At 64.3% G+C, this 21,174-nt stretch carries 24 protein-coding genes; 16 read left to right on the top strand and 8 right to left on the bottom strand.

All coding sequences use genetic code 11. The annotated features are described in order from the left end of the window. Positions 1–114: 114 nt before the first annotated feature. Positions 115–1,368: a tRNA (N(6)-L-threonylcarbamoyladenosine(37)-C(2))-methylthiotransferase MtaB gene (gene mtaB / locus ACFDR6_RS07120; protein ID WP_375857853.1), complete on the bottom strand. Its 1,254-nt coding sequence runs from the start codon at positions 1,366–1,368 to the stop codon at positions 115–117. Continuing rightward, entirely contained in the window at positions 1,368–2,243 is an 876-nt protein-coding gene (dapF, locus tag ACFDR6_RS07115; RefSeq protein ID WP_375857852.1) for a diaminopimelate epimerase, read from the bottom strand. Before dapF ends, mtaB begins: the two co-directional genes overlap by 1 nt. 237 nt (positions 2,244–2,480) lie before the next feature. On the opposite strand from dapF, the gene ACFDR6_RS07110 reads away from it, so the two are divergent. Further along, entirely contained in the window at positions 2,481–3,272 is a 792-nt protein-coding gene (locus tag ACFDR6_RS07110) for a GyrI-like domain-containing protein (protein ID WP_375857851.1), read from the top strand. 5 nt (positions 3,273–3,277) lie between these two features. After that, positions 3,278–3,991, top strand: a complete 714-nt coding sequence (locus tag ACFDR6_RS07105) for an SIMPL domain-containing protein (protein ID WP_212082128.1) — start codon at positions 3,278–3,280, stop codon at positions 3,989–3,991. Between the two features lie 212 nt (positions 3,992–4,203). Here ACFDR6_RS07105 and ACFDR6_RS07100 read toward each other — a convergent pair whose 3' ends face one another. Further along, positions 4,204–5,268, bottom strand: a complete 1,065-nt coding sequence (locus ACFDR6_RS07100; protein ID WP_375857850.1) for an MBL fold metallo-hydrolase — start codon at positions 5,266–5,268, stop codon at positions 4,204–4,206. Between the two features lie 329 nt (positions 5,269–5,597). On the opposite strand from ACFDR6_RS07100, the gene ffh reads away from it, so the two are divergent. The 7 genes from ffh to ACFDR6_RS07065 all read left to right on the top strand — a co-directional run bounded on the left by ffh (position 5,598) and on the right by ACFDR6_RS07065 (position 11,530). Next, on the top strand, positions 5,598–7,145 hold the full coding sequence (gene ffh / locus ACFDR6_RS07095) for a signal recognition particle protein (protein WP_375857849.1): 1,548 nt from the start codon (positions 5,598–5,600) through the stop codon (positions 7,143–7,145). 85 nt (positions 7,146–7,230) lie between these two features. Then, positions 7,231–7,563 (top strand): 30S ribosomal protein S16, encoded by a 333-nt coding sequence (gene rpsP, locus ACFDR6_RS07090; RefSeq protein ID WP_212082134.1) that lies wholly within the window; start codon positions 7,231–7,233, stop codon positions 7,561–7,563. 9 nt (positions 7,564–7,572) lie between these two features. Then, entirely contained in the window at positions 7,573–8,130 is a 558-nt protein-coding gene (gene rimM / locus ACFDR6_RS07085; RefSeq protein ID WP_375857848.1) for a ribosome maturation factor RimM, read from the top strand. A 126-nt stretch (positions 8,131–8,256) separates the two neighbouring features. After that, positions 8,257–9,012, top strand: a complete 756-nt coding sequence (trmD, locus tag ACFDR6_RS07080) for a tRNA (guanosine(37)-N1)-methyltransferase TrmD (protein ID WP_317241872.1) — start codon at positions 8,257–8,259, stop codon at positions 9,010–9,012. 110 nt (positions 9,013–9,122) lie between these two features. Continuing rightward, positions 9,123–9,503 carry a 50S ribosomal protein L19 gene (gene rplS / locus ACFDR6_RS07075; protein WP_092233923.1) on the top strand — a complete coding sequence of 127 codons (381 nt, stop codon included), beginning with the start codon at positions 9,123–9,125 and terminating at the stop codon, positions 9,501–9,503. Between the two features lie 325 nt (positions 9,504–9,828). Continuing rightward, positions 9,829–11,235 (top strand): 3-isopropylmalate dehydratase large subunit, encoded by a 1,407-nt coding sequence (leuC, locus tag ACFDR6_RS07070; protein WP_375857847.1) that lies wholly within the window; start codon positions 9,829–9,831, stop codon positions 11,233–11,235. 94 nt (positions 11,236–11,329) lie between these two features. Then, positions 11,330–11,530 (top strand): hypothetical protein, encoded by a 201-nt coding sequence (locus tag ACFDR6_RS07065; protein ID WP_212082163.1) that lies wholly within the window; start codon positions 11,330–11,332, stop codon positions 11,528–11,530. A gap of 160 nt (positions 11,531–11,690) precedes the next feature. Here ACFDR6_RS07065 and ACFDR6_RS07060 read toward each other — a convergent pair whose 3' ends face one another. Beyond that, complete coding sequence (locus tag ACFDR6_RS07060; protein ID WP_317241870.1) at positions 11,691–12,260, bottom strand: hypothetical protein; 570 nt, start codon at positions 12,258–12,260, stop codon at positions 11,691–11,693. Positions 12,261–12,438: 178 nt separating this feature from the next. On the opposite strand from ACFDR6_RS07060, the gene ACFDR6_RS07055 reads away from it, so the two are divergent. Next, complete coding sequence (locus ACFDR6_RS07055) at positions 12,439–12,735, top strand: DUF1330 domain-containing protein (RefSeq protein WP_375857846.1); 297 nt, start codon at positions 12,439–12,441, stop codon at positions 12,733–12,735. A 4-nt stretch (positions 12,736–12,739) separates the two neighbouring features. Here ACFDR6_RS07055 and ACFDR6_RS07050 read toward each other — a convergent pair whose 3' ends face one another. Both ACFDR6_RS07050 and ACFDR6_RS07045 read right to left on the bottom strand, forming a co-directional pair. Next, positions 12,740–12,997, bottom strand: a complete 258-nt coding sequence (locus tag ACFDR6_RS07050) for a hypothetical protein (protein ID WP_375857845.1) — start codon at positions 12,995–12,997, stop codon at positions 12,740–12,742. A gap of 34 nt (positions 12,998–13,031) precedes the next feature. Further along, positions 13,032–13,313 carry a hypothetical protein gene (locus ACFDR6_RS07045; protein ID WP_212084544.1) on the bottom strand — a complete coding sequence of 94 codons (282 nt, stop codon included), beginning with the start codon at positions 13,311–13,313 and terminating at the stop codon, positions 13,032–13,034. 156 nt (positions 13,314–13,469) lie between these two features. Between ACFDR6_RS07045 and ACFDR6_RS07040 the strand changes: the two genes are divergently transcribed. From ACFDR6_RS07040 to ACFDR6_RS07025, 4 genes are all read left to right on the top strand, one after another. After that, positions 13,470–13,868, top strand: a complete 399-nt coding sequence (locus ACFDR6_RS07040) for a metallopeptidase family protein (protein WP_375857844.1) — start codon at positions 13,470–13,472, stop codon at positions 13,866–13,868. Positions 13,869–14,019: 151 nt separating this feature from the next. Continuing rightward, on the top strand, positions 14,020–14,625 hold the full coding sequence (leuD, locus tag ACFDR6_RS07035; protein WP_027573022.1) for a 3-isopropylmalate dehydratase small subunit: 606 nt from the start codon (positions 14,020–14,022) through the stop codon (positions 14,623–14,625). A gap of 113 nt (positions 14,626–14,738) precedes the next feature. Further along, positions 14,739–15,524, top strand: coding sequence for a glycosyltransferase family 32 protein (locus tag ACFDR6_RS07030; protein WP_375857843.1), 786 nt, complete (start codon positions 14,739–14,741; stop codon positions 15,522–15,524). 228 nt (positions 15,525–15,752) lie between these two features. Beyond that, positions 15,753–16,172 (top strand): DUF6455 family protein, encoded by a 420-nt coding sequence (locus tag ACFDR6_RS07025; RefSeq protein ID WP_212082187.1) that lies wholly within the window; start codon positions 15,753–15,755, stop codon positions 16,170–16,172. Positions 16,173–16,253: 81 nt separating this feature from the next. On the opposite strand, the gene ACFDR6_RS07020 is transcribed toward ACFDR6_RS07025, so the two are convergent. Then, positions 16,254–17,930: a methyl-accepting chemotaxis protein gene (locus tag ACFDR6_RS07020; protein ID WP_375857842.1), complete on the bottom strand. Its 1,677-nt coding sequence runs from the start codon at positions 17,928–17,930 to the stop codon at positions 16,254–16,256. Positions 17,931–18,399: 469 nt separating this feature from the next. Here ACFDR6_RS07020 and ACFDR6_RS07015 point away from each other — a divergent pair, with 469 nt between their 5' ends. Then, positions 18,400–19,371 (top strand): AraC family transcriptional regulator, encoded by a 972-nt coding sequence (locus ACFDR6_RS07015; RefSeq protein WP_375857841.1) that lies wholly within the window; start codon positions 18,400–18,402, stop codon positions 19,369–19,371. A gap of 64 nt (positions 19,372–19,435) precedes the next feature. Here the strand turns inward: ACFDR6_RS07015 and ACFDR6_RS07010 are convergent, their stop codons facing one another. Beyond that, positions 19,436–20,317 carry an HpcH/HpaI aldolase/citrate lyase family protein gene (locus ACFDR6_RS07010; RefSeq protein WP_375857840.1) on the bottom strand — a complete coding sequence of 294 codons (882 nt, stop codon included), beginning with the start codon at positions 20,315–20,317 and terminating at the stop codon, positions 19,436–19,438. A gap of 112 nt (positions 20,318–20,429) precedes the next feature. Between ACFDR6_RS07010 and ACFDR6_RS07005 the strand changes: the two genes are divergently transcribed. Further along, positions 20,430–21,071 carry a carbonic anhydrase gene (locus ACFDR6_RS07005; protein WP_375857839.1) on the top strand — a complete coding sequence of 214 codons (642 nt, stop codon included), beginning with the start codon at positions 20,430–20,432 and terminating at the stop codon, positions 21,069–21,071. Positions 21,072–21,174: the final 103 nt, after the last annotated feature.

Raw genomic sequence — 21,174 nt, 5'->3', positions numbered from 1 at the left:
AGATTCGTCGTTCGGTACTTCGACCGTCCGCAGGCGATAAATCACGCGGTATGGGTCCCTGCGTGCGCAGGGACGACGGCGGGGATATAGCGCGGCGCAATTCACCGCGGCTGATTATGTGGTCAGCCGCTCGCCATCGCTGCCGACGATCCGCAGCGGCACCACGCTTCCCACGCGCTCGCCCGCAATCGCCACCGGCAGATAGTGCTCCGTCCGCCCCTGCGCCTCGCTCTCGATCAGCACCTCGCGCGCTGCACCGATCTCGGCTTGCAGCCGTTTGCGCAATGCCGCTTCGCCTGCGGCACGCAGCCGCTTCGCGCGTTCCTTGATGAGGGCCCCCGCCACCTGGGGCATCTTTGCGGCCGGCGTGCCGGGGCGCGGCGAATAGGGAAAGACGTGCAGGAACGTCAGGCCGCATTGTTCGACGAGATCGAGCGAGCGCAAGAACATCTCCTCGCTCTCGGTCGGAAAGCCCGCGATGATGTCGGCGCCGAAGGCGATGTCCGGGCGCAAGCGGCGCACCTGGTCGCAGAATGCGATCGCATCCTGCCGCGAATGCCGCCGCTTCATGCGCTTCAGAATCATGTCGTCGCCGGATTGCAGCGACAGATGCAGATGCGGCATCAGCCGTGCATCATCAGCGACGGCATCGAGCAGATCGTCATCCGCCTCGATCGAGTCGATCGACGATATGCGCAGGCGCATCAGCTCCGGCACGTGCCGCAAGATCTGCTTCGTCAGCATGCCGAGTTTCGGTGCGCCGGGCAGATCAGTGCCATAGCTGGTGAGGTCGACGCCGGTCAGCACGATCTCGGCATGACCGCGTTCGACCAGCGTCCGCACCTGCTCGACCACCGCCCCCATCGGGACGGAGCGCGAATTGCCGCGGCCGTAGGGAATGATGCAGAAGGTGCAGCGATGGTCGCAGCCGTTCTGCACCTGCACGAACACGCGCGGCAGGCCGCTTGCGTAGCCGTCGACGAGATGCGGTGCCATCTCCCTGATGGCCATGATGTCGCTGACGGCGATCTTCTCGCTGGCGCCGAGGTCGAAAGCGCTGCGCGTCTCCCGCCACGCAGACGCGCGCATCTTGTCGTCGTTGCCGACGACGCGATCGACTTCGGTCATATCGGCGAACATCGAGCTTTGCGTCTGCGCCGCGCAGCCGGTGACGACGATGCGGGCACCGGGACGTTCGCGCTTCAGCTTGCGGATCGATTGCCGCGCCTGCGCCACCGCCTCGTTGGTGACGGCGCAGCTGTTGATGACAATCGTATCTGAAAGGCCCGCACCTTCCGCCTCACGGCGGATCACCTCTGCCTCGAAGGCATTGAGGCGGCAGCCGAAGGTGACGATGTCGACGGCCATCAGCCGGCCTGCGTGAACAGCGCCGGATCGAATTTGCCTTCATATTCGAATGTCGCTGTGCCCGTCATCAGCACGTGGTCGTCGCGCTCGCGCCATTCGATGCCGAGCTTGCCGCCGGGCAGCGTGATCTCGACATTGCGCTCGACCCGCTTCAGGCGCGCCGCGGCAACCGCCGTGGCGCAGGCCGCCGAGCCGCATGCCCTGGTCAGGCCGGCGCCGCGTTCCCAGGTGCGAATCGTGATGTGCTGGGGATCCACGATATGGGCGAGCGTGATGTTGGCGCGCTCCGGGAAGATCGGATGGTTTTCGAGCAGCGGACCGAAGCGCTCGAGATCGTAGGCATTGACGTCGTCCACCCAGAAGATCGCATGCGGATTGCCCATGCTCACCACCGAGGGCGAATGCAGAATCGGATTGTCGATCGGCCCGATCTGCAATTCGATGTAGCGGGTGTCGCGGAACTCTTCCGCCAGCGGAATGTCCTGCCAGCCGAACTTCGGCGCACCCATGTCCACGGTGTAGAGATCCGGCGCGGGACCCTGCCAGGCATTGAGCAGTCCCGCTTCCGTCTCGAAAGTCGCAGTGGTCTGGCCGGTCTTTTCGAAGATGCGGCGCACCACGCAGCGCATGCCGTTGCCGCAGGCGCCTGCCTCCGAGCCGTCATTGTTGTAGATGCGGATGAAGGCTTCGGTGCCGTCCAGCCGCGGCTTCTGCAGCACCATGAGCTGATCGTAGGCCACGCCGCCCTTCGCGGACGCCACCGCGCGCGCGTCGTCCGGCGTCACCTTTGCCGTGGACGCGCGCATGTCGACAACGACGATCTCGTTGCCGATGCCGTTCATCTTGGCAAATGCGTGGTTGGCCAGCGCGCTCATGAAAATTCCCGAATTTCGCCTGCCTTATATGGCGATCCTTGCCGGCTTGGCCAGTGTCTTGCCGCCGGTCGCCAGGGGGCTGTCGGGAGGCCTGCCATGACGCATCTGTCATGGGACGAATTCGGCGCTCGCGTGTTAGAACGGCGCGCTCGCGCGAGCCGGGGCGCGACTGGGCGCAAAGACGGATTTAGGCCTTGGTCGATAAGACCTTAGCGTTAAGGCCTTGGGGAGAATAAAATGTTCAGGTTTCGTCGTCTCGCTCTGGCCGCGCTGATCCCGGCAGCAGCCTTGTCGTTTGGCCTGTCTGGCGCTCTGGCGCAAACCCCGAGCCCGGCACCGGCCGGCTCGGCAAGTCCCATGGCAAGTCCCTCGCCGGCCCCATCGGCTTCCCCCTCCCCGGCCGCGAGTGCCTCGCCTGCGCCTGCGGCAACGCCCTCACCGGCGCCATCGCCTGCGGCCAGCGCTTCGCCTGCCCCGGCGACGTCGCCCTCGCCCGCAGCCAGCGCCTCACCCAGCCCGGCGGCACCGCCGCCTGCCGCCGCCACAACGCCCGCTCCGGTGCAGACCGCCGATCCGTTTGGCCTCGAGACCACGCTCGAATCCAGAAAAGTCGTGATGGTCAAGGGCACCGCCAATTGGGACTCGGCCTTCGACACGCTGGTCGATGCCTTCAAGGCGCTGAACACGCTGCTAGACAAGCAGGGCATCAAGCAAGCCGGCAATTCGATGATCGTCTACACCTCGACCGACGATACCGGCTTCACCTTCCTCGCCGAGATCCCGGTCGATCAGGATCCCAAGAGCTTGCCCAAGGACATGAGCATCGGCAAATCGCCGGAAGGCAAGGCCCTGAAATTCGTCCATCGCGGTTCCTACGACAACATGGACAACACCTATGAGGCGATCACCAATCACCTCGACGACAAGAGACTCGAAGCCAAGGACACCTTCATCGAGGAATACCTCACCGATCCCCTGAAGACCGCTGAGGACAAGCTCGTGATCAACGTTTTCGTGCCACTGAAGTGAGAATGATGAATAAGCCTGCCGTAGTCGTTACTTCCCTCGCCACCGTTTTCGCCACGCTGCTGGCAACGCCTGCGCTCGCCGATGATTTCCCGTCCGCCATTTCGGTGAGCGGCGAAGCCAATGTTTCCGTAGCGCCGGATCTCGCGCAGATCGATGCCGGCGTTGCCAGTGACGCCAAGACGGCGAAGGAAGCCTCCGACGCCAACAACGCGGCCATGGGCAAGGTGCTGCTCGCGCTCAAGGGCGCGGGCCTTGCCGAGAAGGATTACCAGACCTCGCGCCTGTCGCTGCAGCCGCAATACGGCCAGAACAAATCCACCGGCGCGTCCCCGGTCGTCGGGTTCCGCGCCTCCAACCGCGTCACCGTCAAGATCCGCGACGTGACCAAGGTCGCCGGCATCATCGATACGCTGGTCAGCGCCGGCGCCAACGACATCGGCAATATTTCATTCGAGGTGACGCAGGCGTCGAAGCTCCTCGACGACGCACGCGAGCAGGCCGTGGCCGATGCGCGGCGCAAGGCCGAAGTTTACGCCAAGGCCACCGGCGTCACGCTGGGCGCGCCGCTCAGTGTCATTGAAGGCGGCGGCCCCGTGCCGCTGTTCAAGGGCCGCATGGCGGCGCCGATGGCGGCAGCGCCGCAGGCGGCCGTCGCGCCGGGCGAGGAGACGCTGTCCGTCACGGTGAATGTGAGCTGGGCGATCAAGGCGGTGCAGTAGACAAAAGAGGCACACTGCGCGCTCCAATTTCGCTGTCGTCCCCGCGAACGCGGGGACCCATAACCACAGGACGTGGTTGTGTGCCACCGCAGGCAACTCCGAGTCTTCGCCAAACTCCTCCCTGTGGTTATGGGTCCCGGGCTCGCGACTTCGTCGCGCCCCGGGACGACAAGCTGTAGGTATGGCGACAACGGAGTTAAACCGCGCAGGCGTCAGATCTCCACCACCTGCCCCGGCATCATCGCCACGAACCGCTCCTGCGGAATTTTCGCCGCATCCAGCGCCTCGACCAACGCCTTCGCCGGCGCATCGATTGCTTCGTCCGTGAGCTGGAACGTGCCGTGGTGATGCCCGAGCGCGGCCTCGGCGCCGCAATCGGCCAGCGCCTTCACCGCATCCGCCGGATTCATGTGCTGGTCTCGCATGAACCAGCGCGGCTCGTAGGCGCCGATGGGCAGGATCGCCAGGCGCAGCGGTCCATGCTTCTCGGCGACGCGCCGAAAATGCGTGCCGTCGCCGTAGCCGGAATCGCAGACGACGTAGACTTTGCCGGCCGGTGTCTCCAGCACGAAGCTCGCCCATAGCGCCTTGTTGCGATCGAACATGCCGCGCGCCGTCCAGTGCCGCGTCGGCACCAGATGCACGGCGACGCCGCCGCCGAGCTCGACGCGGTCGTGCCAGTCGAAGGCTTCCACCCTGATCGTGGAATCCCAGCTGCGCATCGTCACGTCGTTGCCGAGCGGGGTGACCACGCGCGGGGCGAAATTCTTCGTGAGCCGCGACAGCGTCGCAATGTCCAGATGATCGTAATGCCCGTGCGAGACCAGCACGACATCGATCTTCGGCAGCTTCTCGAACGCGATGCCGGGATCATTGTGCCGCTTCGGCCCGGCCCAGGCGACCGGCGAGACTCGCTCCGACCAGACGGGATCGACCAGAATATTGAGGCCGCCCGTCTGGATCAGCCAGCTGGCGTGGCCGACGAAGGAGAGCCGCAAATTGCCGCCATCGACCCGCGCCGGCGGGGTATCGGCGTGGGGGCTGGGAGCCCAGTCCGGCCATGTGGCGCGCTGCCGCTTGCCGCCGAGCTGCCAGCGCAGCACTTCTCGCAGCGATTTCGGTGGCGAGCCGTCCGGATCGAAAAAGGTCAGGCCGTCGAAATGATCGGAGGCGGGACCGTCATAGGTTTTCATGCGGGACATCCAGAGGGAGGACACGCCGACCAAGGCGCCGGCCCCGGCAAGCAGTCCAAACAGGCGGCGGCGGGTGATCGGCACGGCGGGGCTTCAGCGATGGTAACGGAGGCGGGTCATCACCACTATATGGGCGGAACCCAGAGAAAAAAGAACCGGTCGAAAAAAGGTTCTTAGTTTCAGGGCCTTGACCAGGCAAAGGCACCCCGACGCCCTAACTTTCCTTGACTTTTGGGCGAGAGCGGCGTTTAACCCCGCCACTTTCTCGGAAAGGCTTTCTTTTCGACCCGCCGACCGGCCCTCGGGGCCGGAGGTCAACGCCCGACAGCGCTGTGCGCCCTCGGGCGCAAAGATGTTTGGACTTTCTTCTCCCTCTCCCCGCAGGCGGAGAGAGGTAAAACAGGACAATCGTATTGTTCGACAATCTGTCGGAACGGCTTGGTGGCATTCTCGATCGTCTGACGGGGCGCGGCGCGCTGACCGAAAAGGACGTCGACGCCGCGATGCGCGAGGTGCGCCGCGCGCTGCTGGAAGCCGACGTCGCGCTCGAGGTGGTCCGCAGCTTCACCGAGCGCGTCCGCGAGCAGGCGATCGGCGCCACCGTCGTCAAGTCGGTCACACCCGGCCAGATGGTGGTCAAGATCGTCCATGACGAGCTGATCAACACGCTCGGCGCCGAAAGCCAGACCATCGACGTCAATTCCGTGCCGCCGGTGCCGATCATGATGGTCGGGCTGCAAGGCTCGGGCAAGACCACCACCACCGCGAAGCTCGCCCGCCGCCTGGTCCAGCGCGACAAGCGCAAGGTGCTGATGGCCTCGCTCGACGTCTATCGTCCGGCGGCGATGGAGCAGCTGGCCGTGCTCGGCCGCGATCTCGATATTCCCACCTTGCCGATCGTCGCGGGGCAGCAGCCGCCGCAGATTGCGAAGCGCGCACTGGAAGCCGGCAAGCTCGGCGGCTACGACATCGTGCTGCTCGACACCGCCGGCCGCACCACGCTGGACGAAGAGATGATGGCGGAAGCGGCCGCGATCAAAGCTGCAGCCAATCCGCATGAAGTGCTGCTGGTCGCCGACAGTCTGACCGGTCAGGACGCCGTCAACCTCGCGCGCTCGTTCGACCAGCGCGTCGGCCTCACCGGCATCGTGCTGACCCGCGTGGACGGCGATGGCCGCGGCGGCGCCGCGTTGTCGATGCGCGCCGTCACCGGCAAGCCGATCAAGCTGATCGGCACGGGCGAAAAGACCGATGCCCTGGAAGATTTCCATCCCGACCGTATCGCCGGCCGCATCCTCGGCATGGGCGACGTGGTGTCGCTGGTCGAGCGCGCTGCCGCCAATATCGACGCCGAAAAGGCCGCGCGCACCGCCGAGCGCATGCGCAAGGGTCAGTTCGACCTCAACGACATGCGCGAGCAGCTATCGCAGATGGCCAATATGGGCGGCATCAGCGGGCTGATGGGCATGATGCCCGGCATCTCCAAGATGAAGAACCAGATCGCGGCCGCCGGCATCGACGACAAGATCCTGAAGCGCCAGGTCGCGATCATCGATTCCATGACGCGCGACGAGCGCCGTCACCCCGACCTGCTCAAGGCCAGCCGCAAGAAGCGTATCGCCGCCGGTTCCGGCCAGAACGTCGAACAGGTCAACAAGCTGCTCAAGATGCATCGGAACATGGCCGACATGATGAAGGCGATGGGCTCCGGCAAGCGCGGCCCGCTCGCCGGCATCGCCCAGGCAATGGGCTTCGGCGGCGGCATGAAGATGCCTTCGCCCGAAGAGATGAAGGCGATGCAGGAGAAGATGCAGGCCGGCGGTGGACAAGGTCTGCCCAGCCTGCCGAAGGATCTGCCGCCGGGTCTTCGCTCGGGTCTACCGAATTTGCCGGGACTTACGGGCCTCAGCGGCAAGCCGACCCTTCCGGGCCTCGGCGGTTTCCCCGGCAAGAAGAAATGAGGAATTCGTCGCGGGGGATCGCAAGCGTCCCGCGCAACGCGGAATACCAATCAACCGAACAAACCGTACTTTGAAGGAGAACTGAATGTCCGTCGTTATCCGCCTCGCCCGTGCAGGCACCAAGAAGCGTCCCGTCTATCACGTCGTCGTGGCCGACTCGCGCTTTCCGCGCGATGGCCGCTTCATCGAGCGTCTTGGCCATTTCAACCCGCTGCTGCCGAAGGACAACGAGACCCGCCTCAAGCTCGACATGGACAAGGTGAAGGCCTGGCTCGCCAAGGGCGCGCAGCCCTCGGACCGCGTGGCCCGTTTCCTCGACGCCGCCGGCGTCAAGAAGCGCGAAGCCCGCAACAACCCCGAGAAGGCCGTGCCGCGCAAGGAGCGCAAGGCGCAGGCCGAAGCCGCCGCGAAGGGCTAAGGCCGGATCATGTCGGCGCTGGTCTGCGTCGCGCGGATCGGCGCCGCGCATGGTGTGCGCGGTGCGGTCAAACTATGGACCTTCACCGAGGATCCCTTTGCCGTCAGGCGCTACGGTCCGCTGCTGTCGAAAGACGGCAAGCGCCAGTTCGAGGTCGCAACGGCGCGCGAGGCAAAGGATCATCTGGTCGCGACGTTCAAGGGCGTCACGACCCGCGATGAGGCCGAGCGCCTCAACGGCATCGAGCTCTATGTCGCGCGCGACAAGCTGCCTGCGACGGACGCGGACGAATATTACCACACCGATCTGATCGGGCTCGCCGCCGTCACCACCGACGGCGACGCGCTCGGCCGCGTGCTTGCGATTCACAATTTCGGCGCCGGCGACATCATCGAGATCGCTCCGCCCAGCGGCACGACGATGCTGCTGCCGTTCACGAACGCGGTGGTGCCGGAGGTCGACATTGCCGGCGGCCGCGTGGTGATCGCGCTGCCGCAGGAGGTCGAGGGGGAGGAGCGAGGCGAAGCTCTCTCCGCGAGTCGTCCCCGCGAACGCGGAGACCCATAACCACAGGCCGTGGTTTTGGCTAAGCTGACGGCTCCAGCCATCGCAAAGCAAGCTGCGGTGGATATGGGTCACGGATCTGCGCGCGCTTTCGGCGCGCTTGTCCGAGACGACAACAACTGAGATGCGATGACCAATCCCTCACCCTGGCGCGCGACGGTGCTGACGCTGTTTCCGGAGATGTTTCCGGGACCGCTCGGCGTGAGCCTCGCCGGGCGGGCACTGGCGTCAGGACTCTGGGAGATCGAGGCCCGGGACATCAGGGCCTCCGCCACCGACCGCCACCGCAGCGTCGACGACACCCCGGCCGGCGGCGGCCCGGGCATGGTGCTGCGGGCGGACGTTCTGGCGGCCGCGATCGATGCTGCCGCGATCAGCCCGGAACGGCCAAGACTCCTGATGAGCCCACGCGGTCGGCCATTGACCCAGGCCCGTGTCCTGGAACTGGCGAAGGGTCCCGGCCCCCTGATCGTCTGCGGGCGCTTCGAGGGGGTCGACCAGCGGGTGATCGACGGGCGAGGCCTGGAGGAGGTCTCGATCGGGGATTACGTGCTCTCCGGGGGCGAAATAGCTGCGTTGGCCCTGATCGACGCCTGCGTCAGGCTGCTGCCGGGGGTGATGGGCAAGGAGGCCTCGGGAACCGAGGAAAGCTTCTCGGATGGCCTTCTGGAGTACCCCCAATACACCCGTCCGCAGCTCTTCGAGGGGGCTCCGATCCCTGACATCCTGACTTCCGGCGACCATGCCAGGGTCGCGAGCTGGCGGCGGGCGCAATCCGAGGCCCTCACCAAGGCCCGGCGGCCGGATTTGTGGGCTCAAATCCCGAGCAAGCCTCCGAATCGAGCCGGTCGCCAAAAAACACCAAAAAACAAGACAGACGGGTGACAAACGCTCCGGCTTGCCTTATAGCAGCGGCCAAATCCGCAATGGCTGGATAGACGAATTTTGCGCAGCCCCCCGCTTCCAGGGCTGGGCGCGCCGATGGAGATTTACCCATGAACCTGATCAAGCAGCTCGAGCAAGAGCAATTCGACAAGCTGTCCGCCGGCAAGGACATTCCGGAATTCGGTCCCGGCGACACCGTGATCGTCAACGTGAAGGTCGTCGAAGGCGACCGCACCCGCGTGCAGGCCTATGAAGGCGTCTGCATCGGCCGTTCTGGCGGCGGCCTCAACGAGAGCTTCACCGTGCGCAAGATCTCGTATGGCGAGGGCGTCGAGCGCGTGTTCCCGGTGATGTCGCCGATGATCGACTCGATCAAGGTGGTGCGCCGCGGCAAGGTGCGTCGCGCCAAGCTCTATTATCTCCGCAATCTGCGCGGCAAGTCGGCTCGCATCGTCGAGAAGACCGAGCACGCCAAGGCCGTCAACGAGTAAGCTCCGCTTACAGCCGAGTTTCAAAAAGCGCGGGGCAAGACCCCGCGCTTTTTTGTTGCGTCAGCCGCGCGCGTCAAAGCCCTCGCGATTCCGGTTCGGCCTGCTATATATTCGTAGAATGTTTCCAGATCGGACCAGCATGGAGCCCATCAAACGCATCGTCATCGACGATCGCTCGCGGCTGCCTGGACGGTTCTTCGGACGCTTCGCGACCTCGGCAACGTCAGAGCTTACGCGCGCAGCCTAAAAGCTGCGCTGAAGACTGCCTGTTGCCCCGCGCGTGACCGCGCACATCCGTTACCAACGTTTTTCGGAGCTGACGCTCATGTCCAAGCCCACCACATTGTACGACAAGATCTGGAACGACCATCTGGTGCACGAAGCCGAGGACGGCACCTGCCTGCTCTACATCGACCGTCATCTGGTGCACGAGGTGACCTCGCCGCAGGCGTTCGAGGGGCTGCGCGCCACGGGCCGCAAGGTCCACGCGCCGGAGAAGACGCTCGCCGTCGTCGACCACAACGTGCCGACCACCGATCGCACCAAGCCGAATCCCGATCCCGAAAGCATCGAGCAGATCAAGGCGCTGGCCGAGAACGCCAAGGAATTCGGCATCGAATATTACAACGAGTTCGACAAGCGCCAGGGCGTCGTCCACGTCATCGGCCCCGAGCAGGGTTTTACGCTGCCCGGCACCACCATCGTCTGCGGTGACAGCCACACCTCGACGCATGGCGCCTTCGGCGCGCTCGCGCACGGCATCGGCACGTCGGAAGTCGAGCATGTGCTGGCGACGCAGACGCTGATCCAGAAGAAGGCGAAGAACATGCGCGTCACCGTCGACGGCAAATTGCCTGACGGCGTGACCGGTAAGGACATCATCCTGGCCATCATCGGCGAGATCGGCACCGCGGGCGGCACCGGCTACGTGCTGGAATATGCCGGCGATGCGATCAGCGCGCTCAGCATGGAAGGCCGCATGACGGTCTGCAACATGTCGATCGAGGGCGGCGCCCGCGCCGGTCTCGTTGCGCCCGATCAGAAGGCGTTCGACTTCCTGCGCGGCCGCCCGAAGGCGCCGAAGGGCGCGGACTGGGACGCGGCGATGCGCTACTGGGAGAAGCTGCGCTCCGACGACGGTGCGCATTTCGACAACGAGCTGCGCCTCGATGCGGCCAAGCTGCCGCCGATCGTGACCTGGGGCACGAGCCCGGAGGATGTCATCTCGGTGACCGGCATCGTGCCCGATCCTGACAAGATCGCGGACGAGGCCAAGCGTCTCTCCAAGCATCGCGCCCTGAAATACATGGGCCTGACGGCGGGAACGAAGATCACCGACATCAAGGTCGACCGCATCTTCATCGGCTCCTGCACCAACGGCCGCATCGAGGATCTGCGCGCGGCGGCGAAGATTGCCGAAGGCAAGCACGTCTCGGCGCATGTCAACGCCATGGTCGTGCCGGGCTCCGGCCTCGTGAAGGAACAGGCGGAGGCTGAGGGTCTCGACAAGATCTTCATCAAGGCCGGCTTCGAATGGCGCGAGCCGGGCTGCTCGATGTGCCTCGCGATGAACCCGGACAAGCTGGCGCCGGAAGAGCGTTGCGCTTCGACCTCGAACCGCAATTTCGAAGGCCGCCAGGGCTTCAAGGGCCGCACCCATCTGGTGTCGCCGGCGATGGCGGCGGCCGCGGCGATCGCAGGTCACTTCGTCGACGTCAGGGACTGGCGTTAAGCCCGTTCCTGCAATTGTAGCGATCGCGGCAAACCGCCCTTAATCTGCGGCGTCTCATTCTCGTCCTCGCGAGGGTTTCGCGAGGACGCTGCATATGGCCAACAAGCCGGAATATGTCGATCTGATCAGCGAGGCCACGCGCCAGCACCGGCGCGCAGCGCCGCTGCGCGTCGTCGCCAGGCCCGAGGTCGAGGAGACCTCGAAGCTCAGCCACTGGCCGCCGGCGCTGTTCAAGCAATGGAAGCTGGATAATCTGATGCGGTGGAGATCCGCATCGTGGAAGCTGAGAGATTAGCTTCGGCGCTCCGTCATGCCCGTGGGCTTGTCCCGGGCATCCACGAGCCTCTCGCTCACGCTCCAAGAACGTGGATGGCCGGGACATAGGCGAGCGGAAGCGACGCCGTCCTTCCGATGGCTATGCCCGGCCATGACGAATGCGGAGCTAGCAGCTCACATCACCAATACCGGTACGGATAGTGCCAGCGCGGCCAGTGGCAGACGCGGCGCGGGCCGTAATAGGTGAAGATGATCCGGCAGCGGCGCGGATAGTGGTAGGCAGGATAGTAGCCGCCGACATAATAGCGCCGGTGGAAGTGACGATGGCCGAAATGGGGACGATGATGATGGCCCCAGTGGCGGTGGTAGCCGCCGTATCCGCCGTAGCGAAAGCCGCCATGGTGATGGCCGCCGACATGGCGGTGAATAGCCGGCCCGGCGCGGAAGCCGCCGATGTGGCCGCGATGAAATCCACCGCCGCCGATATGACCACCGCGAAAGCCGCCGCCGTGGAAGCCGCCACCGCGGAAACCGCCACCGTGAAAGTGGCCGCCATGTCCGCCGGGCCCGCCACGAACCTGCGTGACGAGGTCGTCGGCCGCAGCCTTCGTCGCGGGTGACGTCGCCGGATTGATCAAGGTCAGCGCTTCAGCACGGCGCGCGGTGCCGGCCGACAGCATCAGCGTTGCGGCGGCCGCAATCCCGAGCAGTCGAATCGGGCCTGCCCTGAGACCCAAACTCCTCAACATGGAATTCTCCCTGAATCTCGACAGCGAAGTTGCGACGCGACGTCTCGGCCGCGCCATCGCTGTTCAATGACGGTCGCTCCCGAGATTAAATTGGGGAGAGTGACGTGAACGCCCCATGAATGAACGGCGCCGGGCTCTGCGATGCGACGCAGTGCCGCGACGAAGAGGAGTTTTGAAGATGACCGTTTATGCGATTGCACAATTGAAGATGACCGACCGCGCGGCCTATGACCGGTACCAGGCGCGGTTCTTCGATGTGTTCAGGAAGTACAATGGCCGGCTGCTCGCCGCCGACGAGCGCCCGCGCGTGCTCGAAGGCGCATGGCCGCACGACAAGCTCGTCATGATGTCGTTTCCCGACGAGGCGGCCTTCCTCGCCTTCTCGAACTCACCCGACTACGAGCAGATCTCCCGCGACCGCAAAGCCGGCGCAGAGGCGACCGTGCTGCTGGTCAAGGGATTTACGCCGAGCTAGCGCGTCACCAGAACGGCCCGTAGCCGAACACGAAGGGTGCCGGCACGCCGTAGGGATAAGGACGATAGTGCACGGGCCGCGCGTAGTAGCGGGGATCCCGGCGCACGAGGGGCGGCACGACGTAGGCTCGCGCGGGCCGTCGCGCATCGAAGACGGCAATCCCGGCCGAGGCCTCCGGAATCGCCGTCCTAGGCGCCGCGGAGGCGCGAGGCACACCGGCGGCAAGCGCGACGGCAACGGCCCCTGCAATCCATCTCCCCATGATCACCTCAAGGGCTCCAACGCCGGGCGCCGCCTCAGCCCGGGCGCCAGTAGCAGCTCACGCGCGGCACGATCACAGTGCCGCTCGGCCGGAATTCCTGCACATAGGTCGCGTTGCACACGCGGACTGCGTTCGGACCCGGATTATAGCGCGGATAGACGCCATCAGGGCTGTAATAGGGCGTGACGCGCAAGCGCGCCGGGGGCCGCTTGCGCGGCGGGGGGACGTCATCCGGCGATACCGCCTGGGCTGTCCGGATTCCGGAACTTGCAGTCTGCGCCTCGGCCTCAACGCAAAATAGCGAAAACAACCCCATGCACAGTAGCGTCAGCGCTGTTTTCGCTCGCATTTTTCCGCCCACCTGAACCGTCCCATTCGAGGTCCCACGCTCCCCGTTTTGGAAGCGCCCGTCAACCTCGCCCCGCTTATAAAGCCGGATGCATCGCCAAGGAACCCGCGCTAAGACAAGCCTATGTGGACGGAATTAAAAGCGCCCTCGCTGGCGGAGATGGAAGCTACAGCGCACGAGATCTTCGAGCGCCTGCCGACGGAGTTTCGCACCCTCTGCGAGGGCGTGATCATCCGCGTCGACGACTTCCCGACCGAGGAAGTGCTGAACGAGATGCAATGCGAGAGCGAATTCGACCTGCTCGGCCTGTTCCAGGGCGTCGGCCTGCCGCAGCAGAGCCTTGGCGACGTGGCGCGGCTGCCCAACATGGTCTGGCTCTACCGCCGACCGATCCTGGACTACTGGGCCGAGCACGACGAGAGCCTCGGCCACATCGTCCGCCACGTCCTGGTCCACGAGATCGGCCACCATTTTGGGCTGTCGGACGACGATATGGAAGCGATCGAGGCGCAGGCGGAGTAAGGCGTCGCCACGAGGGGCGGTTCGCTCCCTCCCGCTTGCGGGGAGGCTTGCCCCCGACCAGGGCAGACTGGATCTGCCGAATTCGGCCTAGGATTTCCGCTCCGGACGCGATAAATACCGGTTCCCTGAACCACCCCCGGAAAGCGCAACCATGGACAAGTTCACCACGCTGGAAGGCGTCGCGGCGCCGCTGAAGATCATCAATGTCGACACCGACATGATCATTCCGAAGCAGTACCTCAAGACCATCAAGCGCACCGGCCTTGGCAAGGGGCTCTTCTCCGAGCAGCGCTACAAGGACGACGGCAGCGAGAACCCGGACTTCGTCCTCAACCAGCCCGCCTATCGAAACGCGAAGGTGCTGGTGGCCGGCGACAATTTCGGCTGCGGCTCGAGCCGCGAGCACGCCCCCTGGGCGCTGCTCGACTTCGGCATCCGTTGCGTGATCTCGACCTCGTTCGGCGACATCTTCTACAACAACTGCTTCAAGAACGGCATTCTGCCGATCCGCGTGTCCCAAGAAGACCTCGACAAGCTGTTCGACGATGCCGAGCGCGGCGCCAATGCAACGCTGACGATCGACCTGCCGAACCAGGAGATCCGCGGTCCCGACGGCGGCAAGGTCAAGTTCGAGATCGATCCGTTCCGCAAGCACTGCCTGATCAACGGCCTCGACGACATCGGCCTCACGATGGAAAAGAAGGCCTCGATCGACAGCTACGAGGACAAGCTGAAGCGCGAACGCGCCTGGGCCTGATCGTATGTTCTGAGCATGATCTTTCCGGATCATGCTCTAGTTTTCATTCGAGCCTCGGTGCCGTCAGCGCCGGGGCTTTTTCTTTGCCCTGCTCATCGCGTATAGCTGCACGCATGCTGCCCGAGATCGTCACCTTCTGGCATGGCCCGATGGACGCGCTGCGCCAAACCTGTCTGCGCTCGCAGCTGGCGGCCGGCCACAAGGTCACGGTTTACAGCTTCGACACCATTCCCGGCCTTCCCGCCGGCGTCGCAAACGCGGAGGCGGAAGCGATCCTGCCGCACGCATTCTCCGAGCGCCTGCGGCCACCGCAGCCGGACGGAAGCTGGCGCGACTGGACCACGCTTCAGTTCAGCGATTTCTTCCGCATGAAGCTGATGGCGAAGAATCTCGGGCTCTGGCTCGACGCCGACGTGCTGCTGCTCAAACCGGTCGAGATCGATCCGGCAAAGCCCTATTTCGCCTGGGAGCGGCCGCGTCAGCTCGGCAATTCCGTGATCTACCTGCCGCCCGAGCACGGCATCGTAGCCGCCTTCGAGGAGCTGATGGAGCAGGAGGAACTGACGCCGAACTGGCTGTCGGTGCGCCACCGCATCACCTTCATGATGCGCCGCCTGCGCGGCGGCTCGGGCCGCCTCGCGGATATCCGCGTTGCGATCTACGGACCCGCAGCGCTCACCGCGCTCGCACGCCGCACCGGCGAGTTGGCTCGCGCGCTGCCCAAGCAGTCGTTTTATGCCGTGCACGCCGAACCAAAGCTGTTCTTCGATCCCTCGAGCTATCTCAGCCTCGTCACCAATCCCGAGATCATCGGCCTGCACATCTCGCCCAAGGGCCGCGGCGGCGAGAAGCCGATTCCGGGCAGCCTGTATGCTTGGGCTGCGGAGCGGTTTTCGTAATTCTCCGCTCGTGTCCCGGACGCGGCGCAGCGTGTAACGCTGCTCCGCAGAGCCGGGACCCAGCAATTGGTGAGATGGGCCCCGGCTCAGCGGCGCACCACTACGTGCTGCGCCGCGTCCGGGGCACAAGACCGGATTGGATGCCGCTTCCCAGTTTGATCCAGCGCAACGCGCTCCTGCATCATTGTGCTTAATTCGCTCCAATTCCGCCGTCCGAAGGAGCTTTCCATGAGCACCGCAAGCAGACCTTATCCCATCGTCCAGGATCTCATCGAGTCCTTCGCCGGCTGGCTGAAGCATCGCCGCGAGATGAACGAGATCCGGCAGCTCGATCGCGCCGATTTCGACCGGATCGCGAGCGACCTCAGGATCGCACCTGACGACCTCGAAGAGCTGGTCCGTCACGGCCGGCATGCCGCGGACGAGCTGCCGAAGATGCTCGAACAACTCGGCATCAACGCCGAAGGCCTCGGCCGCGCGCAGCCGCTGCTGCTTCGCGACATGGAGCGGGTCTGCTCGCTCTGCGGTCACAAGGGTCAATGCGACCGCGATCTCGCCGACGGCACCGCCGCGGAGAATTACCACGGCTATTGCGCCAACGCCTCGACGCTGGAGTCGCTCAACCGCGCCGACGTCGCGCCGCGCTGAGGCGGCGCAACGGATTTTCCGACCGCAAACGTCATCTCTCCATTTGCGTAGCAGAACGCGCCGACGCAGCAGGCCGCCTGATCAAGCCCGATGGGCCATCGCAGCGGCCTCGGCCGCGGCGCGCTGCATGCTGGTCGACATCTCATTCGTCACCGTGCTCTGCTCCTCGATCGCGGCGGCGGTCGACGTCACGTACTCGCTGACATTGTTGATCGCCTGCTTGATCGCACTCAGAGCGTTGACGACGTCGCCGGAAATGCTGTTGAGGCTGCCGATCTCCTGGCCGATCTTGTCGGTCGCCTGCTTGGCCTGGTTGGCGAGGCTCTTGACCTCGGAAGCGACCACGGCGAAGCCGCGGCCGGCTTCGCCGGCGCGCGCGGATTCGATCGTGGCGTTGAGCGCGAGCAGGTTGATCTGCCCCGTGATGTTGTTGATCAGCTCGACAATGCCGCTCATCGCCTGTGCAGCCTCGGTGAGGCGCTGGGCTTGCGCGTCGGCAGCCGAAACCTGTTCCACCGCACTGGTCGCGGTTTCACGCGATTTGGTCATGGCTTCGGAGATCTCCCGCACCGAGGCGTTGAGCTCCTCCGAGCCGGCGGCGACCGATTCCATCATGCCGCGGACGCGCTCGTTGCCCATGCGGACCAGCACCTGCCTTGTGGTGTCGGTGGCGTATTTCACGACCTTGAAGGGCTTGCCATTGAGATCCAGGATCGGGTTGTAGGAGGCCTGGATGTAGACTTCCTTGCCGCCCTTGCCGATGCGCTTGTATTCGGCCGCCTGGTATTCGCCGCGGTTGAGCGCGGCCCAGAACTCGCGATAGGACGTACTGTCGCGCTCGCCGGGATCGACGAACATGCTGTGATGCTTGCCCTTGATCTCGGCCAGGGAATAGCCGACCGCGCCCAGGAAGTTGGCGTTGGCCGTCACGATGGTGCCGTCCATGTTGAACTCGATCACCGCCTGGGCCTTGTCGATCGCCGCGATCTGGCCAGCGAGATCGGCGCTCTTCAGCTTCTGGGCGGTGACGTCGGTCGCAAACTTCACCACCTTGGAGGGCCTGCCCTTCTCGTCGAAGATTGGATTGTACGAGGCCTGGATCCAGACTTCCTTGCCGCCCTTGCCGATGCGCTTGTATTCGGTCGCCTGATATTCACCACGATTGAGTGCCGCCCAGAACTCGCGATAGGCAGCGCTGTCTCGCTCGGCAGGCGCAACGAACATGCTATGATGCTTCCCCCGGATCTCGTCCAGGGTGTAGCCGAGCGTATTCAGGAAGTTCTCATTGGCGTTGCTAACAGTGCCGTCCATGTTGAACTCAATGACCGCCTGCGAGCGGTTCGCAGCGGCGACTTGAGCCCCGAAGTCGAGGTTCTGGAGACGGACCGAGGCATCGGACCATTCCACCACGACTCCCGTCCGGCTGCCGTCGCTGCCCTTCACCGGCGTTGCAACGAGGTCGAATTTCCGATTCCCGATCTGGATCGTCGCACGATGCACGCTGCTGAGGCTCGCGAGCATCTTGCGCTGATGCTGCGGATTCTTATGAAACACGTCGATGTTGGTGCCGACGAGCGTATCCACGTTGAAGTGCGGCAGCTCCTTCTTGAGATCGCTCTCGGCCGCGCGAAGCAAGTCCGTCACCGCGTCATTCATGTAGACGATCTTGAGATCGTTATCCGCGATCATCAGATTGGCACTCACGACCTTCGCCGCCTGCAACGTCAATGCGTCGGAGCTCGACTTGCGCTTGAACATGATCTCTCCAATATCGATTAAGTTGCGCGCACGTCGAGGCGGGGCTTCTGCTCGCGATGCGATCCACGAATCCTCAGATATCCGAGTCGAATTATCAGAGTGTTTGTCCGATCGAAGACACAATGGCCGGATTTTGCCAGGGCGATTAACGTGACAATGACACGCGACGGGACCGCGGCGGTATGGGCCTTGAACTTGCAAACGCGGTCCTAAAATCAGTATCGCAATCTGGCAAAGCGCTCGCAGCTAGCATTCGCTTACCGTCGGCATCGCGCTCGCTGCGAACCAATGAGCGAAGACGATGTCGTTCGCAGCCGCAGCCCGCGTCCGGGCATTTCGTCGCAGCCGCGATGAGTGCGTTCATGCCTCATTGAGTGATCCGGTCACGCCCGGCAACCGTTGCATTCAATCTCGAATTGGTAGCCCCGCGGAGGGGATACGGTAGTTTGCACGGCGGGGGGATACTGATTTGGGCACCGTTACCTACCTTGACCGCTATGCCTTGATCCGGACGCGCGACAGCGATTTCGCGCGCGACCGCCTGTTTGCGGTCTATGGCGCGGATCGGTTCGACAAGCATGACGATGAGTTCGGCATAGGAGCCAATCTTGCTCGCTTGAATTCCCTCGGCCTCGCCTTCTGTGCCTATGATGGCGCGGCATCGCTCTCCTTTCCTGAATCCGACATTCTCCGCCAGCTCTTTTCCATCCAGGGGTCTGCGGGTTTCCGAACGAAGCGGGATAGCCAGCCGATCGAGGCATGGAGCCCGATGATCTCCGGCGACTCCAGGCTGGATCTCGACTTTGCGCCGGGCTATCGCCAGCTGGTGCTGAGGATAGATGCCGCCGCGCTGGGGCGCTTGCTGAAGAGCATTCTCGGCGACCACAGCGACATGAAGCTGCATTTCGGCGCGGGCGCAGCCAATCCCGCGGTCATGACGCATCTGCGCCGGGAAGTCTTCAGGCTCGCAGAAGAGCTGGATCGATTTGGGCAGGATTACTCATCCATCGCCATTGCCGAGCTCGAGCGTGCGCTGATGGTCCGGATTCTGCTGGCGCATCGGCACAATTTCTCCGACCGCCTTCTGCTTTCCGCTCCGAGCGCCAACCGGACCGTGATCGACACGGTTGAGTCCTACATCGAGGCTCATTGGGACGAACCGCTCGACCTGGAAAGGATTGCGGAGGTCGCCAATGTGAGCGTGCGGACGATTTTCCGGGAATTCTCCGATGCCGGACGGGGTTCGCCCGGCCAGTTCGCGCGCCGCGTCCGGCTTCAGCGGGCGGCAGAGCTTCTGCGACGGGCGGACGAGCAGACCAGCGTTCTCGCCATTGCCTTCAAATGCGGGTTCAACAATCTAGGTCGGTTCGCATCCGAATACCGTCAGGCCATCGGTGAGCTGCCGTCCGAGACTTTGAAGAATGCGCGACGAAGGCAATGAGAGTGCCATCGACGTCCCGCAACATGGCGCATGCGTAGCAGCGCAGCCGGGGCTGGTGCCCACCTCAGCCCTTCGCCATCGCGGCGATCGCGTCCGCGATCTCGATGGTGCGGCGGGCCATGTCGGCGTGCAGGCGCTCCACCATGGCGCCGTCGAGCCGGATCGCGCCGCGCGAGACGTTCTCCGGCAGCTCGAACGCGGCGATGATCTTTCGTGCGCGCGCGACTTCCTCCTCGGGCGGGGTGAAGATCGCGTTGCAGGCGTCGATCTGCGAGGGGTGGATCAGCGTCTTGCCGTCGAAGCCGAGATCGCGTCCTTGCGCGCATTCGGTGGCAAAGCCGTCGGAATTGGCGATGTCGCTGTAGGGACCATCGAGAATTTCGAGGCCATGAGCGCGCGCCGCCAGGATGCAATGCGTGATCATCGGGATCATCGCGGCACGGCCGGGCAGCATCTTGATGCGGGTCTCTCGCGAAATGTCGTTGGGTCCGAACACGAAGCCGGAAAGACGCCGCGATGGATCGCGCCCGGCCTCGGCCAGCTCCTCCGCATGCAGCACGGCGCGCGCGGTCTCGATCATGGCCCAGACCTTCACCGTCGGCGCCGCGCCAAGCTCGGTGAGACGGAAGCCGATCGTATCGAGATCTTCGATACTTGAAGCTTTTGGAACCAGGATGCCGTCCGGCGACGCCTTGGCGGCCATCGCGATGTCGTCGGCCCACCACGGCGTGTCGAGGCCGTTGGTGCGGATCAAAATCTCGCGCCTGCCAAAACCCTTGGCCGCAATCGCGGCGGCGATGCCGTCGCGTGCCGCCGCCTTGGCGTCGGGTGCGACGGAATCCTCGAGATCGAGGATCAGGCCATCGGCGGCAAGATTGCGGGCCTTTTCCAGCGCGCGGGGATTTGAGCCGGGCATGAACAGATGGCTGCGGCGCGGGCGGGTCATGCAAGCGTTCCTTCCGGTTCCTCGAGGCGGGCTCTTGACCGGAGGCGATAGCACCTGGCCTGCCCATTCGAAAGGCTTGTTCGCCCCGACGGTATATGTTTAGGCATGGGCCATGATCGTATTCCCAGAGCATTTGCTGGAAGGCTACAAGGCCTTCGCCACGCAGCGGCTGCCGACCGAGCAGAACCGCTACCGCGAACTCTCGGTGAAGGGGCAGTCGCCCCCGGTGATGGTGATCGGCTGCTGCGACAGCCGCGTCTCGCCCGAGGTGATCTTCGACGTCGGTCCGGGCGAGTTGTTCGTGGTCCGCAACATCGCCAATCTGGTGCCGACCTATCAGCCTGACGAGAATGCCCATGGCGTCTCGGCGGCGCTGGAATATGCCGTGACGGTGCTGAAGGTGAAGCACATCGTGGTGCTCGGCCACGCGCAATGCGGCGGCATCCGCGCCTTCGTCGACAAGATCGAGCCGCTCACGCCGGGCGACTTCATCGGCAGATGGATGCAGATGTTCATCAAGCCAGGCGAGGTGGTGGAGCAGCGCGATCACGAAACGATGGCGCAGTTCGTCGAGCGCATCGAGAAGGCCGCGGTGTTCCGCAGCCTCGAGAACCTGATGACCTTCCCGTTCGTGCGCAAGGCCGTGGAGAGCGGCCAGATGCAGACCCACGGCGCCTATTTCGGCGTCGCGGAGGGATCGCTGTTCGTGCTGGACAAGGTCGCGAAGGAATTCAGGAGCGTGCGCGAGGGGTAAGCGATTTCGCAAACGCTCTCGTCAAACGAGATCGTCGTCCCGGACAAGCGCAAGCGCAGATCCGGGACCCATACGCCGCAGCAGTCGTTTTACGAAGACTCGG

The organism is Bradyrhizobium tunisiense, from assembly GCF_042263385.1.
Classification (GTDB): domain Bacteria; phylum Pseudomonadota; class Alphaproteobacteria; order Rhizobiales; family Xanthobacteraceae; genus Bradyrhizobium; species Bradyrhizobium tunisiense.
This window is presented reverse-complemented; position numbering and strand designations above follow the sequence as displayed.